General features: G+C 66.3%; 15 protein-coding genes and 1 pseudogene. 5 read left to right on the forward strand and 11 right to left on the reverse strand.

Annotated elements, in window-relative coordinates:
* Positions 1-283 precede the first annotated feature (283 nt).
* Positions 284-994, forward strand: a complete 711-nt coding sequence (locus tag EN857_RS29225; RefSeq protein ID WP_135859449.1) for a DUF805 domain-containing protein — start codon at positions 284-286, stop codon at positions 992-994.
* Here EN857_RS29225 and EN857_RS29230 read toward each other — a convergent pair.
* The 6 genes and pseudogenes from EN857_RS29230 to leuD form a co-directional block, all read right to left on the reverse strand.
* The gene (locus EN857_RS29230) at positions 984-1469 is read right to left on the reverse strand and encodes a GNAT family N-acetyltransferase (protein WP_135859450.1); all 486 of its coding nucleotides are present in this window, start codon (positions 1467-1469) and stop codon (positions 984-986) included. The genes EN857_RS29225 and EN857_RS29230 overlap by 11 nt on opposite strands.
* A gap of 4 nt (positions 1470-1473) precedes the next feature.
* Complete coding sequence (gene leuB / locus EN857_RS29235) at positions 1474-2577, reverse strand: 3-isopropylmalate dehydrogenase (RefSeq protein WP_127285509.1); 1104 nt, start codon at positions 2575-2577, stop codon at positions 1474-1476.
* Positions 2578-3168: 591 nt separating this feature from the next.
* Positions 3169-3515 (reverse strand): annotated as a pseudogene (locus EN857_RS29240) (VOC family protein).
* A gap of 55 nt (positions 3516-3570) precedes the next feature.
* A complete protein-coding gene (locus tag EN857_RS29245) occupies positions 3571-3954 on the reverse strand; it encodes a RidA family protein (protein ID WP_127285508.1) in 384 nt (127 codons plus the stop codon).
* 312 nt (positions 3955-4266) lie between these two features.
* Positions 4267-5202: a hypothetical protein gene (locus tag EN857_RS29255; RefSeq protein ID WP_127308908.1), complete on the reverse strand. Its 936-nt coding sequence runs from the start codon at positions 5200-5202 to the stop codon at positions 4267-4269.
* Between the two features lie 73 nt (positions 5203-5275).
* On the reverse strand, positions 5276-5881 hold the full coding sequence (gene leuD, locus EN857_RS29260) for a 3-isopropylmalate dehydratase small subunit (RefSeq protein ID WP_127285506.1): 606 nt from the start codon (positions 5879-5881) through the stop codon (positions 5276-5278).
* Positions 5882-6027: 146 nt separating this feature from the next.
* On the opposite strand from leuD, the gene EN857_RS29265 reads away from it, so the two are divergent.
* Entirely contained in the window at positions 6028-6453 is a 426-nt protein-coding gene (locus EN857_RS29265; protein ID WP_135859451.1) for a GNAT family N-acetyltransferase, read from the forward strand.
* Positions 6454-6719: 266 nt separating this feature from the next.
* Here EN857_RS29265 and EN857_RS29270 read toward each other — a convergent pair whose 3' ends face one another.
* The 4 genes from EN857_RS29270 to EN857_RS29285 are packed head-to-tail and all read right to left on the reverse strand — an operon-like array spanning position 6720 to position 11746.
* Positions 6720-7886, reverse strand: a complete 1167-nt coding sequence (locus tag EN857_RS29270; protein WP_135859452.1) for an FAD-binding oxidoreductase — start codon at positions 7884-7886, stop codon at positions 6720-6722.
* A gap of 30 nt (positions 7887-7916) precedes the next feature.
* A complete protein-coding gene (locus tag EN857_RS29275) occupies positions 7917-9509 on the reverse strand; it encodes an ATP-binding protein (RefSeq protein WP_135859453.1) in 1593 nt (530 codons plus the stop codon).
* On the reverse strand, positions 9497-10189 hold the full coding sequence (locus tag EN857_RS29280) for a response regulator transcription factor (RefSeq protein ID WP_135859454.1): 693 nt from the start codon (positions 10187-10189) through the stop codon (positions 9497-9499). The genes EN857_RS29275 and EN857_RS29280 overlap by 13 nt, the downstream gene beginning before the upstream one ends.
* Positions 10190-10192: 3 nt before the next feature.
* Positions 10193-11746, reverse strand: coding sequence for a DUF4173 domain-containing protein (locus tag EN857_RS29285; protein WP_135859455.1), 1554 nt, complete (start codon positions 11744-11746; stop codon positions 10193-10195).
* 529 nt (positions 11747-12275) lie between these two features.
* Here EN857_RS29285 and EN857_RS29295 point away from each other — a divergent pair.
* Together EN857_RS29295 and EN857_RS29300 are read left to right on the forward strand one after the other, a co-directional pair.
* Entirely contained in the window at positions 12276-13151 is an 876-nt protein-coding gene (locus EN857_RS29295) for a CoA ester lyase (protein ID WP_127394169.1), read from the forward strand.
* A 37-nt stretch (positions 13152-13188) separates the two neighbouring features.
* Positions 13189-13395: a DUF1737 domain-containing protein gene (locus EN857_RS29300; protein ID WP_127286464.1), complete on the forward strand. Its 207-nt coding sequence runs from the start codon at positions 13189-13191 to the stop codon at positions 13393-13395.
* A gap of 268 nt (positions 13396-13663) precedes the next feature.
* On the opposite strand, the gene EN857_RS29305 is transcribed toward EN857_RS29300, so the two are convergent.
* Complete coding sequence (locus EN857_RS29305; RefSeq protein ID WP_127286465.1) at positions 13664-14095, reverse strand: metallopeptidase family protein; 432 nt, start codon at positions 14093-14095, stop codon at positions 13664-13666.
* 135 nt (positions 14096-14230) lie between these two features.
* On the opposite strand from EN857_RS29305, the gene EN857_RS29310 reads away from it, so the two are divergent.
* Positions 14231-14863 carry a LysE family translocator gene (locus EN857_RS29310; RefSeq protein ID WP_135859456.1) on the forward strand — a complete coding sequence of 211 codons (633 nt, stop codon included), beginning with the start codon at positions 14231-14233 and terminating at the stop codon, positions 14861-14863.
* The last annotated feature ends 54 nt before the right edge of the window (positions 14864-14917 follow it).

A 14917-nucleotide genomic window follows, 5' to 3' on the forward strand; every position in this document is an offset into this window, starting at 1 on the left:
CGGGGTCGATGGAACGGCGGACGAAGACCCTCGCTCTCCCACGGGCTTCAAGGCCCAAAGATGCTCCGGTCTCTCGTCCGCCACCGCACCTGCTGCAATAGCAGAGTCGGCAAGGGACAAGTTACAAGGATGCCGGCAGGCAGGTGAGGGGCGGCGCCCACCTCGGATAGGCAAAGGAACGGGAGGCAGACCTGAAACGATTGCTCACCATGTCCGGCATGCCTCTTGCGATCCGCGTCGACTTTGAACAGTCTGGGCAAGGCGCAACTTTGGGGGCAAGGCCATGCGCGGCGAAATTCTGCACTATGACGAGGACCAGGGTTTTGGTTTCCTAACCGGGGCCGACGGCAACCGCTACAGCTTCGCGCGCGAGGACATGCGCCGCGAGACCTCGCTGGCCAGGGGCGCTGCGGTCGAGTTCCAGCCGGATCGCGGCCAGGCGCGCAACGTCTACTCGGTCCGTCTACAGGCCTCGGCCTCCCCAGGCGCCACCGCCCCAGCCGCCGCGCCGCCGCAGCAAGCCGCGCTTAGGCCGGCGGCCGCACAGCATTTCGGCCGCGCGGCCGACGCGGGCCCAGCTCAGTCCACCGGTCTGTGGGACTATTTCTGGCGGGCGGTGACGCGAAACTATTTCAACTTCGCCGACCGCGCCCGCCGCAAGGAATTCTGGGCCTTCTGCCTGTTCTGGACCATCAGCGTCATCGCGGTCGTCGCCATCGGCCTCGCCGCCGACGCGGCAGTCGGCGATCTCGAGCCCGGACAGGAAATGCCGGCGATGACGGTCGGCCTTTGCGGCCTGTTCATCCTGGCGTCGATCCCGCCCTGGATCGGCCTGATCGTGCGCCGCCTGCACGACATCGGCCTGACCGGCTGGCTCGCCATCCTCTGCTTCATCCCGACGATCGGCGGCCTCGCGACGCTGGTCTTCGCGCTGATCCCGACGCAAACCCGCGAGAACCAGTGGGGCCCGGTGCCGCAGGGCGTCAGGATTTAGCGACCGTCTTCAGCGCCTCGCCCGACAACCGGAGAAAAATCTTCTGGCCGTGGCGCTCGGCACCGAGCTGCGTGTAGAAGCGCCGCGCGCCGTCGTTCCAGTCCTCGGTGGTCAGGTCGATGCGGCCGATGCCGTGGCTCAGGCAATGACCGGCGAGAAACGCGATCAGCGCGCGGCCGGCGCCCTGGTTGCGGGCGCCTTCGCGCACGAAAAGATCCTTCAGGAACATCAGCCGTTCGAGATCGATGCCGGGATGCGCGATCGCCACCGAAGCCAGGCCGGCAACCTCGCCGCCGGCGAAAGCCAGCGCGAAATGCGGGTAGGCCGGGCTTTCATCGGTAAGCCAGTGCCGCGCCGCAGCCAGCGCCCGGCCGTGGTCGAGCTGCGCCTGCCGGTAGTGCGCCGCCATCTCGCAAAGGATGGTGGCGAGCGCCGCCGCGTCTTCAGTCGTCGCCCAGCGGACGTCGACCGCCATGGGATCAGCCCAGGAACTTGGCGATGATGGCGTCGCCCATTTGCACCGTGCCGACCTCGGTCATGCCTTCGGACATGACGTCCTTGGTGCGCAGGCCGTCGTCGAGCACGGCGGCAATCGCCGCTTCGAGCTTGTCGGCTTCGGCCACCATGCCGAAGGAATAGCGCAGGCACATGGCGAAGGATGCGATCATGGCGATCGGGTTGGCGATGCCCTTGCCGGCGATGTCGGGCGCCGAGCCGTGCACCGGCTCGTAGAGCGCCTTGCGCTTCTTAGTCTTGACGTCGGGCGCGCCGAGCGAGGCCGACGGCAGCATGCCGATCGAGCCGGTGAGCATGGCGGCGATGTCGGAAAGCATGTCGCCGAACAGATTGTCGGTGACGATGACGTCGAACTGCTTCGGCCAGCGCACCAGCTGCATGCCGCCGGCGTCGGCCAGCATATGGTCGAGCTTGACGTCCGAATATTTCGCCGCGTGCGTCTGGCTGACCACCTCGTTCCACAGCACGCCGGATTTCATGACGTTGCGCTTTTCCATCGAGGTGACGTGGTTCTTGCGCGTGCGGGCCAGCTCGAAGGCGACGCCGGAGATGCGCTCGATCTCGAACGTGTCGTAGACCTGCGTGTCGATGCCGCGCTTCTGGCCGTTGCCGAGATCGATGATCTGCTTCGGCTCGCCGAAATAGACGCCGCCGGTGAGCTCGCGCACGATCAGGATGTCGAGGCCCTCAACCACCTCCTGCTTCAGCGAGGAGGACGCGGCAAGCGCCGGGTAGCAGATCGCCGGACGCAGATTGGCGAACAGCTCCATGTCCTTGCGCAGGCGCAAGAGTCCGGCCTCGGGGCGCACTTCGTAAGGCACCTTGTCCCATTTCGGCCCGCCGACGGCGCCGAACAGCACGGCATCCGCCGCCATCGCCTTTGCCATGTCGGCATCCGAGATCGCCGCGCCATGCGCGTCGTAGGCGCAGCCGCCGACCAGCCCCTCGTCGGTGACGAAGCCGCTGCCGAGTTTTTCGTTCATGGCCGCGATCAGCTTCTTCACCTCGGCCATGGCCTCGGGGCCGATGCCGTCGCCGGCGAGCAGGAGGAGATTTTTCGAAGCCATGGAGAACCGTCCCGATAGTGTTTGGAGAAACCGCGGCCTTGCTAAACGCCAAGTGGTCCGTACGCAAGGGGATGCAGAAGGCGCGACGCCCCTTGCACCTGCCGGCCCTGCAGGAACTGGGTTCCTCGCCCCCGCCAGAGGCGGGGGAGAGGTGGCCGAGAAGCGGTCGGAGAGGTCTTCGTAGGGTGCTGCCCCGCTCCGTCTCGGCTTCGCCGAGCCACCTCTCCCCACGTCTAGGGAATGCACGCATCTTCTGTGAGTGGCGTGACTGATCGGCCGAGCCTTGATTGCCTCGTGGTTCCCCCGTCGCTGCTTCGCAGCGCCACCTTTCCCCCCTCCGGAGGGAAAGGAAGGGAGCATTGCTGGACGAGCGTTGACGGCAAAAGGCTTGGCGTCTTTCCTCTACCCCGTCGATCGAGGGAGAGGTGGCTCGGCGAAGCCGAGACGGAGTGGGGGTCGACCAGCGCTACATTAGATAATCCATGCGCCAAGCTGCCATGCACGCTATCGCAAAAACCAGCCGCTTGGAAATGCGTGCATGCCATAGCCCACTGTGTGGGGCGAGAAACCCAAGCTGGAATAGCGGCGCGCCTACCGGTGCGAAAGGACATTCACCAGCCGGCCGAACGGGTCGCGCACAAAGAAGCGCCGCACGCCCCAGGGCTCGTCGGCCGGGCCGTATTCGATGGCGAAGCCGGCCTTGCGCATGGCCGCAAGCGCCTCGTCGACGTCGTCGACCTCGATCGACAGATCAGGCGCGTGCCGGAGCCGCCCTCGGTCATGAAGCTGATCTGCACCGTCATCGTCTCGGCCGAGCCGCTGGTGACGATCCAGCCCTGATCCATCAGCACATCGAGCCCGAGCACGTCCTTATAGAAATGCTGCGCAGCGGCGGTGTCTTGCGTAGCGATGTTGGCGACGATGCGCTTGACCTTCACCATCGGCTGATCCTCGCTTTGTGCAAGCTGGCGCCCCGGTCTGGCGCGACCTGCATCAGGCCGTGCGCCTGAGCGCGGTCACTTCGATCTCGATCTTCATCTCCGGCTTGTTGAGCTCGCAGACGATCATCGTCGCCGCCGGCCGGATTTCGCCGAACGCCTCGCCGAGGATCGGGAACACCACGTCAACATAGGCTTGGTCGGTGATGTAGTAATGCGCCCGCACCACATCGGCCATCTCGAAGCCGCCGTCGGCCAGGGCCTTGGCAATGGTGGCGAGGCAATTGCGCGTCTGCGCCTCGACCGTGTCGGGCATGGTCATGGTGGCATAGTCGTAGCCGGTGGTACCCGAGACGAAGCACCAGTCGCCCTGCACCACCGCGCGCGAATAGCCGGCGGTTTTCTCGAAGGGCGAGCCGGTGGAGATGAGTGTGCGCATGGAGAGCCTCGCAGTTGTTGCGGTTATCCTGAAGCAGACGGGCGATCCGGTCGTGAGCCAGGGAGCATCGATTGTCGGTGCAAAACTTTGATGCTGGCGGGCCAGCGCCCCCCTCTGGCCTGCCGGCCATCTCCCCCACTTGGGGGGAGATCAGATGTCGCCTTGGCTTTCGCCAACCACCAACGTTGCAAGGCGGGCGGGGCGCCGAAACAGCCAATCTCCCCCCTCGTGGGGGAGATGTCCGGCAGGACAGAGGGGGGCGCGAAGGATCGCGGCGAAGCAGAAGGCGCTCACGCGCCGTCTGGCAAGAACCTAATTCCCCGACCCCTGCGCGTCGTCATATGCTTTCTTGATATCCGCCGGCCAATCCTTCAGCGGCGGCCGAGCATCGGGCTCGCCATTGTCGCCGCGGCGGGCGAAATAGACCATGTGCTTGACCGGGTCGACCGCCATGAAGCCGTCATTGCCGCCGCAATCGTGCGGCACGCAGCCGGTGGCGTAGAAGGCGCCGGATGCGGTCTTTTCGGTGCCGCCGCCGACCAGCAGGCTGGTCGCCATGTCGGGCATGGTGTCGCCGAGCACCGCCTGCGCCGCCTTGTAGACGGCCTCGTTGTGGAAGGCGTCGATGATGTTGTCATATTTCGACGGGTCGACATCCTTCCAGTCGGTGCCGGATTCCGGCGTGTAGGTGAGGTTGCCGGAGGTGGTCAGCCCTTCGGTCGGCGACCATTGCAGCGCCGCTCTCGTCTCTCCCGGTAGCAGGAAGGGCACATAGTAGATGGCGCTGTCGGAGACCGCGGCCGGCGGCGCGCCGCATTCGTCCTGTTCGACGGTGGTGGTCTGGATCTCGCCGCCTTCCGGCTTCCAGGCGATGACGCTCGCCGGCCCGCATTGATTGCCGCCATCGCCGACATCGAACAGTGCGATCTTGACGCCGCCGACCTCGACAATCTTGTCGAAGAAGACGTCGTAATTGTCAGCGAGCTGCTTGCCGTCATAGGCCAGCACCTTCTCGCCATACTCCTCCTGCTGGGTGATGGTGAACTGGCCGCCCTCGAACGGGATCGGCGCCTGCTTGTCGTCGTCGGCCGGCGCCGCATCGGTGGTGCTCGACGCGCCCTGGTCGGCGGCGCCGCCGGACGCATCGTCGGCCGGCACCAGCACCGGGTCGGTCTGGGCATGCGCGCCCGCCATCGGCAGCAGGATCAGCGCCAGCGCGCAGGCGCCGGCCAGAAGCGAGCGTGTCATGACTGTCCCTCCGTTCAGCCGCAGCACGAACCCGGCCTGTCGTGGCCGGGCTTAAGCATTCAGATATTGACGATCAGGCCCAGGGGCGCTGCGCGGCGTTCTTCTGTTCGAACGAGGCGATGGCGCCGGCCTTCTCCATGGTCAGGCCGATGTCGTCCAGCCCATTGAGCAGGCAGTGACGCTTGAAGTCGTCGAGGTCGAACGTGACCACGCCGCCATCCGGCCCGCGGATTTCCTTGGCCTCGAGATCGACCGACAGCGTGGCGTTGGAGCCGCGCGAGGCGTCGTCCATCAGCTTGTCCAGGTCTTCCGGGCTGACGGTGATCGGCAGGATGCCGTTCTTGAAGCAGTTGTTGTAGAAGATGTCGGCGAACGAGGTCGAAATGACGCAGCGAATGCCGAAATCGAGCAGCGCCCACGGCGCGTGCTCGCGGCTCGAGCCGCAGCCGAAATTGTCGCCGGCGACCAGGATCTGCGCCTTGCGATAGGCCGGCTTGTTGAGCACGAAGTCGGGGTTCTCCGAGCCGTCTTCCTTGTAGCGCATCTCGGCGAACAGGCCGGTGCCGAGCCCGGTGCGCTTGATCGTCTTCAGATAATCCTTGGGGATGATCATGTCGGTGTCGATGTTGACGATCGGCATCGGCGCCGCGACGCCGGTCAGCTTGGTGAATTTGTCCATTGGCTTTTGCCCGTTTTTCGTTGCGGGGGATTTGCTGGCGCACGGTTTACACAAAGCCGGCGGCAAATGAAAGGCAACTGTTCGTGCGCGGATCGGCGGTCAAAAAAGACTTCGAAATCCTGGCCCCTTGGTGCAGTCTGGCGTCGATGACCGAACCATCCCGCGTCCTCTATGCCAGCGAGCCGGCGCTCGACGTCGCCGAGTTCCGCCGCGTGCTGGCGGAATCCGGCCTCGGCGAGACGCGCCCCGTCGACGACGAGGCCCGGCTGACGACCATGCTCGGCAACGCCAACCTGGTGCTGACGGCGCGCCTCGACACAGAGGGCAAGCCGCTGATCGGCGTCGCGCGCGGCGTCACCGACTTCGCCTGGGTCTGCTACATTTCCGAGCTTGCCGTTTCCCGATCCGCGCAAGGGCTCGGCGTCGGCAAGGGCCTGATGGACGAGGCGCGCCGCCAGCTCGGGCCATCGGTGGCGATCAGCCTGATCTCGATGCCGGACGCTGTCGGCTTCTACGAGCGCATCGGCATGACGCGCATGCCGGACGCCTTCTGGTTCTCCCGCAAGGGCTGATCCGGCTGGCGACCCTGAAGTCCTGCTTGAGACCGGCAAGGGTTCTGCCCACCCGCCGTCAAAGGGTTGAGCCCAAGCAAACGTCGTGATCCTTCGCGCCCCCCTCTGCCCTACCGGGCATCTCCCCCACATGGGGGGAGATCAGATGTCGCGCCGGCTTTCGCCAATCACCAACGTTGCAGGAATGGCACTCCCCCTCGTGGGGGAGATGTCCGGCAGGACAGAGGGGGGCGCTGTCCCGCCAGCGTCGAAGAGAAACTTCAACACTAAATCACATTCAACTCCCGGAACGCCCGCCCTTCGGCCACCCGGCTGTACCCGAACGCAGAGCAATCCACCGTTCGGTAGCCGCCATGCACGATCAGCTCGGAGAGCGCCTTGCCGACGGCCGGCGCCTGCTGCAGGCCGTGGCCGGAAAAACCGTTGGCGAAGAGGAAGTTCCCGACCTCCGGATGCGGCCCGATCACCGCGTTCTGGTCGAGCGTGTTGTAGTCGTAGTGGCCGACCCAGGCGCGCGTCGACTTGATCGCCTCGAAGGCGGGGATGCGGGTCGCCAGCGTCGGCCAGATCACCTCCTCGAACAGCGGCCAGTTGACGTCGAAATCCGCGGGATCGGGAGCATGATCGCCTTCCTCCGGTTCGGCGCCGCCGGTGAGGTAGACCGAGCCTTCCGGCCGCACATAGATGCCGCTGGGATCGACCAGCAGCGGCATGTCGACATATTTCTCGCGCGCCTCGAAGACGAAGACATTGCGCTTGCGCGGCTCGACCGGCAGCTCGAGCCCGGCAAAAGCCGCGACCTTGCCGGCATTCGGGCCGGCGGCATTGACGACGATACCGGCTGCAAGCGTCTCGCCATTGTCGAGGCTAACGCTGGTGGTGCGATTGCCCTGCCGCGCGATGCCGGTGACATCGGCGGTGATGAAATCGATCTTCTTGTCGCGCAGCGCCTTGCGGAACAGCATCAGCAACGCATGCGCGTCGAACCAGCCCTCGCCGGTCCGCCCATAGGCGCCGGCGGAAATGCCTTCGGCCGACAGCCAGGGGAAGCGGCGCGTCAGCTGCTCGGCGTCCTCCAGCAGAATGTCGGCGCCCTCGGCGATCTGCGCCGCATGATTGGCCTTCAGGATCGGCAGCCCGGCCTCGCCGGCCAGGATGAGATAGCCGCCCTCGCGGAAGCCGATATCGGCATCGGCGCCGAAAGTCTCCTTCAGCCGCCGGAACAGTTTCAGCGTGAATTGCGACAGGCGGATGTTTTCGGGAATGGAGAACTGCTGGCGGATCGAGGCCATGGAAAGCGTCGTCGCCGCATGGGAAAATTGCGGGTCGCGCTCGACCAGCGCGATCGAGCCGGAAAACCCTTCCTCGCGCAGATAGTAGGCGACCGAGGACCCGACGATGGCCCCGCCGATGATGACGATGTCGTAGCGCACTTTTTTCTCCGATCCGCCCAGTGGCATCCTTCACGCCACCGGCAGGCTGATCTCGAAGCGCGTGCCGCGCTCGCTGTCAACCAGCCTGATCGTGCCATCATGCGCTTTCAGGAGGGCCAGCACGATGCCCAGGCCCATGCCGGTGCCGCCGGTCTCGCGCCGCGTCGTGAAGAACGGCTCGAACACCTTGCCGCGGTTGCTCGGCGAAATGCCGGCGCCGTCATCGCTGACCACGATGGTTGCCCGTTCCGCCGCGCTCGCGGCGGAAATCGAGACCAGGCTGGCGCCATGCCGCCCCGAATTGTCGATCAGATTGGCCAGCACGATCGCCGCGTTCTCGGCCGAGATGCGCAGGCCGGTCCCGCCGCCGGCCTCGACGCGGACCGTCAGCCGGGTGTCCGCGGGCAGCAGCGCCAGCGCCGCATCGAGCGACGTGCTTTCGCCGCTGGGCGCGAGGTTTTCGACGCGCGCCAGCTCGAGCAGGCGGCGGACCAGCAGATTGAGCCGCCCGGCGTCGGTGACGATATTGTTGGAAAACCGCTTCCGCTCGGCCTCGTCCATCGCCTCGCCGGAATCGCGCAGCAGTTCCGCCGCGCCCTGGATCGCCGTCAGCGGCGATTTGAGCTCATGCGAGACATAGGTGGCGAAAGTCTGGATGCTGTCGGACCGCGCCTGCAGTTTTTGCGCCATGTCGAGGAAGGCGGCGGACAGCTCGGCCATCTCGCGCGTGCCGTGATGGTCGAGCGGTTTCATCGCTTCGCGGTCGCCGGCGGCGATGCGCTTGGTGCGCTCGATCAGCCCGTAGATCGGCCGGCTGACCGTGCGCAGGAAGACCAGCCCGATCAGCAGCGTGCCGCCGACAATCGCGATCGCCGCGAGCGTCACCTTGCCGCGCTCGCCATAGAGATGCTTGACTATGTTGTTCGGCGTCCGCGACAGGTAGACCACGCCGGCGATCCGGCCTTCGACCGCGACCGGCAAGGCGACGAAGACCCGCACCCTGGTGCCGCGGCTGACCGAATAGAGCGGCGGCGCCGGCTGGTTGGGGATCCTCAGCCTGAGCGCGCTGGCGTAGCGGCCGGCAAGTGCTGCGCGCACCTCCGCGACATCGGCCAGCGACTGCCCGATCTCCTCGCGCCCGGCGATGACCACGCCTCTTGGATCGAGCAGCCGGAAGCCGGCCAGCGTCGTCTTCTGCGTTTCCGCGAGGATGCCGGAAAGCCCCGCGCCGATTGCCGCGAAGGCCGGATCGGCGATTGCCGCGACCGGGGCGGGCCGCGTCGGCAGCACAGTGTCGGAGGCAAGGTCGAGGCGCGGCTCGAGCGGCTGGTACGGCTCGTTCGTGCTGGCGCTCCGCTCGGCGTCGACTGCCACCGGCGCGCCAAGCTTGTCCGGCGCGATCCCCGCCGCGCGAACATCCTCGGCATAGATGGCGGCCAGCACCGCACCTTGCGCGATCAGTTCCGCCTCGGTCTGGCGGATCAGCTGGTTCTCGTAGAGGCGGAAGAAGAACAGGCCGACCAGCGGCAGCGCCATCACCACGATCAGGATGGCGACCACCACCGTGGCCAGGCGCGGCCGCCATTTCTTGCCTGTCCACTCCCGGGAATTCAGCCGCCGCATCGGCCGAGCCGGAAGCCGACGCCGTGCACGGTCTCGATCGCGTCGGTGCAGCCGGCCGCCGCCAGCTTGGCGCGGATGTTGCGGATATGGCTGTCGACGGTGCGTTCCGAGACATGGATGTTGGCGGCATAGGCATTGGCCATCACCGCCTCGCGGGCAAGCACATGCGCGGGGCGCGCGAGGAACCCTTTCAGGATCGAGAATTCGATCGAGGTGAGCGCCAGCGGCTGGCCGTCGAAGCTGGCGCCGTGGCTGGACGGCGTCAGCACCAGCCGGCCATGCGCGAACTGCCGCTCGTCGGCCTCGGCCGCAACCGGGCGGGCGCGCCGCAGGATGACGTTGACGCGCGCGACCAGCTCGCGCGGGCTGAACGGCTTTGTCACGTAGTCGTCGCCGCCCATTTCGAGCCCGAGGATGCGGTCGATCTCTTCATCACGCGCCGACAGAAACAGCACCGGCACATCGGATGTCTGCCTGAGCCGCCGGCACACTTCCAGCCCATCCATCTCCGGCATGCCGATGTCGAGCACGACGAGGTCGGGCGCGCGGCGCTCGACCGCCTGCAGGGCGGCCGCGCCGTCGGCGACGCCTTGCGTCTTCATGCCCGCCTTTTCCAGCGCGAAGCAGATGATCTCGCGGATATGCGGATCGTCGTCGGCGACGAGGATTTGATGCGGCATCGATCAGCGGCCCGGCACGGAAGGTTGCGAAGGCTGAGGAACCACGAGCGGGCCTCTTTTGTCGAGAGTGCGGATGAGCCGCCAGTCGCGAAAGCTCCAGGCGCGCCAGTTTTTCTGTTCGGCGCGGTAAGCGGCCTCGTCCCCGGCGTGCGCGATGGCGAGGTCGCGCCGGCAGGGCTCATCGGTAGCGGGCGCGTTCGCCTGGTGCGCGAGGAACCGGTCGAGCGCTGGCAACGCGCCCGGGCCGAGCGAGCGCAGATACTGCGTGTCCAGCGGAACGCCTTGCCCGGTCATCTCGTAGGAATGGTCGACATTGTAGTTGGCGATCAGCGCGGCGAAGTTGACGTAGCAGCATGCATAGAGCGTCGCCGATAACGTCAGAAGATTGGCGGAGAGCAGCCATTCGCTGGATTTTCCGAGCGCGATGCGGGCGATGATCAGCGCCAGGCCCGCCGCCACCAGCCCCATCCAGACGAAGGCGGCAATGCGCAGATAGGTCAGCGCATAGATGCCGATATAGAGATCAAGCCTCATCATCGAGGAGATGACCAGTATGATGTTCTGCGCCACCCAGGCGTAGACCAGCCGGCGGATCAGCGGATCCCCGGAGGTTTCGCTGCCCGGCCTCAGCGCCGCCAGCACGAAGCCGGCGGCAAGCAGCGCGGTGACGATCAGCGGATAGGCGCCGCGATGCGCGTAAGCGGCATAGGTCAGCCCGTCCGGCAGCGCCGCCCTGCCCCACAGATAGGTGGCGTCGAGCCCGGTCTGCATCGCGAACAGGAGGTTGAACACCACCAGCGCGCGCAGGATCGCCGCCTTGCCGAAGAGGACGTCCTCGATTGCCGTCCTTGCCGGCACCGCCGGTTCCGCTCGGACAGGCCGCGCCGGCCGAGGCAGGCGGCGGAGGAAGCGCGGCAGGCGCGGGCGCAGGAAGGCCCAGACGCCGGCGAGCACGGCGAGCCAGAAGATCAGCCGCGGCAGCTGGATCAGGTTGAGGAGTGCAAAAAGGTCGATCAGCGAGAACCAGTATTCGATGACCGGATTGGCGGCGCCGAACAAGGCGAGGAAGACGAGGCCGAGGCCGAGCGGCATCGCCCATACGGCGATCGCCGCCAGCCGGATGCGCCGCCGGCCATGGCGCCGCGCCGCCTTGCGCCAGCGCAGGAAGTCGCCCACGAAGCGGAACGGCGCGGCGATGACGAAGGCCAAGAGCTGCCTGGCGATGCGGGCAACGCTGGAGCGCAGCCGCCCGGCGAGCGAAAGCGCGAACACCGCCATTGCCGCCAGCGCGACCGAGACCGAGAGCGGACTGACATTCTCGACCAGCGGCAGCAGCGCGCAGAGCAGGGCGGCCGGCCTGATCCAGAGCCAGCGGTCGTTGGAGGCGAGGGACAGGGGATTGAGGGCCGCAACCGCGGCGGCGAGCGCGATGCCGAACAGGAACCACGTGATGCCGGCCGGCTGGCCATAGAAGAAAAAGTCCGCCAGCGCGACCAGCAGGACGGCGACGCCGAAGCGCCGGCAGTAGCTCGGCGCCGGCGCGAGGAGATGTGTCATGAGCGGGTTTTCCTCGCTTTGGCCGGGGCGTGGCGCGGCGGCGATCTAGGGACGAATGGCAACAGCGTCGCGGTCGGCCGCGACTTCGGGGCGAGCCACCAGCCATCGCTGCGCAGCCGGTAAGGCAGGGACCAACGGGGATTTTCGCGTGTCTGCATGCGGCCTGTCTCGCAAGCAGGCGAGGAGAGAGCGGGGCGGATTGGAGGAGGTTTTCCGCAATTGCGTGCAGGTTTCGTGCAGGCCAATCACTTCAAATTGCGCTGGCCCCGCGCCCTTTCAGAACGTTGGCGCCGCCCCTCACCTGCCTGCCGCCATCTTCTCCCCGTTCACGGGGAGAAGGACGTCGTCACGCGGATCTTCGCCAATCACCCGCGTCGCAGGAAGCGTGCTGGGGCCGCGGCCAGCCCCTTCTCCCCGTCACTATACGGGGAGAAGTGCCCGGCAGGGCGATGAGGGGCGGCGCCGACTTCCGACGATTGGCTGCGCTGCACGGCTTGCCTCCATTGTCCACAGGCGGCATAGATCCCGGATGCAAACCTACCGCCCGCGCCGTTCGGTGCTCTACATCCCGGCCTCCAATGACAGGGCGCTGGCCAAGCTCGCGACGCTTGCCTGCGATGCCGTGATCATCGACCTGGAAGACGCCGTGCCGCCCGCCGATAAGGTCGCGGTCCGCGAAAAACTGGCGGGCATCCTGACCGAACGTCCAAACCGGCGCTGCGAGATGATCGTGCGCGTCAACGCGCTGGGAACCGAATGGGGCATCGACGACGTGCTGGCGGCGGCGAAAGGCGAGGCCGACGGCATCCTTTTGTCCAAGGTCGTCACGCCGCGCGAGGTGCTGGAGGCCGGCGACCTGCTCGACGATAATTTCGCGCCGGACACGGTGAAACTATGGGCGATGGTGGAGACGCCGAAGGCCCTGCTCAACATCGGCGCGCTTGCCGAACTCGGCCGCGACCCGGCCTCGCGGTTTACTTGTTTCGTTGCCGGAACGAACGATCTGGTCAAGGAGACCGGCGTCCTGGCAACGCCGGACCGGCGCTATCTCATGCCCTGGCTGATGCAGCTGGTGCTGGCCGCGCGTGCCGGCGGTCTCGATGTGCTCGACGGCGTCTTCAATGATTTTCGCGATGCCGATGGCTTTGCCCGTGAATGCGTGGAAGCAGCCGCCATGGGCTTCGACGGCAAGTCGCTGATCCATCCGGCGCAGATCGAGGCGGCGAACCGCGCCTTCGCGCCGGCGCCCGAGGCTCTTGCGCAGGCGCGCGCGGTGAAGGCGGCCTTCGGGCTTCCCGAAAATGCCGGCAAGGGCGTCATCGCGCTCGATGGCAAGATGGTCGAGCGGCTGCATCTCGCCCAGGCCGAGAAACTGCTGGCGAAGGCCGCCGCCATCGGCGCATGATGGTCCTAAACGAAATCACCCACCACAGAGACGAACCATGAAACTCTACCGCTTCCTGTCCGCTCCCGACGATTCCAGCTTCTGCCACAAGGTGACGGCGGCGCTGAACAAGGGCTGGCACCTGTTCGGCTCGCCGACCTACGCCTATGACAAGAAGACCAAGTCGATGCGCTGCGGTCAGGCCGTGGTGAAGGATGTCGAGGGCCACGACTACACGCCCGACACCAAGCTGAGCGATTGGTAGACGCGGAATTTCAGCTGGCACCCTTCCTCTCCCTCCGGAGGGGGGAGAGGTGGCGCTGCGAAGCAGCGACGGAGTGGGGGAAGCCGGTCCTCAAAATGCGGCGGCGCCGCCAATTCACCACAGCGCCTCAGTCGAGGCGAGACACCGCCCTGGCTTGAATAACAACGCCCGAGCCATGTCGACCCCCACTCCGTCGAGCTTCGCTCGACACCTCCTCCCCCGATCGACGGGGGAGAGGAAAGGCGCGATGCGATTTCGCGAAAAGGCTCTAGGCCGTCTGCTCCGCCGCTTCCTCGATCCGCTCCATGTCGTCGTCCGACAGGCCGAAATGGTGGCCGATCTCGTGGATCAGCACATGGGTGACGATGTCTCCCAGCGTCTCCTCGTTCTCGGCCCAGTAGTCGAGGATGGCGCGGCGGTAGAGCGTGATGCGGTTCGGGCCCTCGCCGGTCTGCGGGTTCCAGCGCTCGGCGATGCCGCGCCCCTCGAACAGGCCGAGCAGGTCGAACGGCGTTTCCAGCGACAGATCGTCCATGATCTCGTCGGTCGGGAAGTCGGCGATCTGGATGACGATCTCGCCGGTCAGCTTGCGGAAATCCTCCGGCAAATGAGCGTAAGTCTCCAGCGCCAGGAACTCCATTTCCTCCATCGACGGCGAAAGCTGGTCGTGCCAGGTGCGGGTCTTGTAGATGCGGGCCATTCTTTGTCCTTTGATCCCGGCATATAGGCTTTCGCGCCGGTCGAGGCAAATGATGCGGCAATTCCGTTGCATATCCTTTGCCGCTGCCGGGGAATCGGCTATCCGTCGGTTCCGGCCATGTATCAGGAGCTCCTCATGCCGGACCTTTCCACCCTTGGACTTTTCGCCATTGCCTGCCTCGCTTTGACCGCGACGCCGGGGCCGGACATGCTGTTGATCGCTTCCCGCAGCGCCAGCCAGGGGCGCGCGGCTGGCCTGGCGACCTATGTCGGCATCGCCGCCGGCACCTATTGCCATGCGCTGGCCGCTGCCTTCGGCCTGTCGCAACTGTTTCTTGCCGCGCCCATCGCTTACGACATCGTGCGTTACGCCGGCGCTGCCTATCTGGCCTATCTCGCCTGGAAAGCGTTCCGCTCCGACGGGGCAGCGCTTGCGCCGGTCGCCGGCCTTGCACGCCACTCGCAAGGACGCATCGTCCGGCAGGGGCTGTTGACCAATCTCCTCAACCCGAAGATGGCGCTGTTCGTGCTGGCGCTGTTCCCGCAGTTCGTGCAGCCGCAGGCCGGGTCCGTGGCGGGGCAGATACTGGTGCTGGCGACCGTGCTCAACCTGATCGGGCTGGTCGTCAACGGCCTGGTCATCCTGACCGCCAGCCGGATCGGCGCGGCATTGTCGAGACGGACGCGGTTTCAGCGGGCCCCGCAGCTGTTGCTGGGAACCGTCTTTGCCGGGCTTGCGGCCCGGCTGGCCTTCGGTGGCCAGCGCTAAAGCAATTCCAGGAAAACTGTGAAGCGGTTTTCCATCCGGATTGCGTCAAACGAA

The sequence above is a fragment of the Mesorhizobium sp. M4B.F.Ca.ET.214.01.1.1 genome (assembly GCF_004791545.1).
GTDB classification, from domain to species: domain Bacteria; phylum Pseudomonadota; class Alphaproteobacteria; order Rhizobiales; family Rhizobiaceae; genus Mesorhizobium; species Mesorhizobium abyssinicae.

Coding starts and splice junctions, on each gene's coding strand:
- EN857_RS29225 (WP_135859449.1), top strand. CDS start 284: ATGCGCGGCGAAATTCTGCACTATGACGAGGACCAGGGTTTTGGTTTC.
- EN857_RS29230 (WP_135859450.1), bottom strand. CDS start 1,469: ATGGCGGTCGACGTCCGCTGGGCGACGACTGAAGACGCGGCGGCGCTC.
- leuB (WP_127285509.1), bottom strand. CDS start 2,577: ATGGCTTCGAAAAATCTCCTCCTGCTCGCCGGCGACGGCATCGGCCCC.
- EN857_RS29245 (WP_127285508.1), bottom strand. CDS start 3,954: ATGCGCACACTCATCTCCACCGGCTCGCCCTTCGAGAAAACCGCCGGC.
- EN857_RS29255 (WP_127308908.1), bottom strand. CDS start 5,202: ATGACACGCTCGCTTCTGGCCGGCGCCTGCGCGCTGGCGCTGATCCTG.
- leuD (WP_127285506.1), bottom strand. CDS start 5,881: ATGGACAAATTCACCAAGCTGACCGGCGTCGCGGCGCCGATGCCGATC.
- EN857_RS29265 (WP_135859451.1), top strand. CDS start 6,028: ATGACCGAACCATCCCGCGTCCTCTATGCCAGCGAGCCGGCGCTCGAC.
- EN857_RS29275 (WP_135859453.1), bottom strand. CDS start 9,509: ATGCGGCGGCTGAATTCCCGGGAGTGGACAGGCAAGAAATGGCGGCCG.
- EN857_RS29280 (WP_135859454.1), bottom strand. CDS start 10,189: ATGCCGCATCAAATCCTCGTCGCCGACGACGATCCGCATATCCGCGAG.
- EN857_RS29285 (WP_135859455.1), bottom strand. CDS start 11,746: ATGACACATCTCCTCGCGCCGGCGCCGAGCTACTGCCGGCGCTTCGGC.
- EN857_RS29295 (WP_127394169.1), top strand. CDS start 12,276: ATGCAAACCTACCGCCCGCGCCGTTCGGTGCTCTACATCCCGGCCTCC.
- EN857_RS29300 (WP_127286464.1), top strand. CDS start 13,189: ATGAAACTCTACCGCTTCCTGTCCGCTCCCGACGATTCCAGCTTCTGC.
- EN857_RS29305 (WP_127286465.1), bottom strand. CDS start 14,095: ATGGCCCGCATCTACAAGACCCGCACCTGGCACGACCAGCTTTCGCCG.
- EN857_RS29310 (WP_135859456.1), top strand. CDS start 14,231: ATGCCGGACCTTTCCACCCTTGGACTTTTCGCCATTGCCTGCCTCGCT.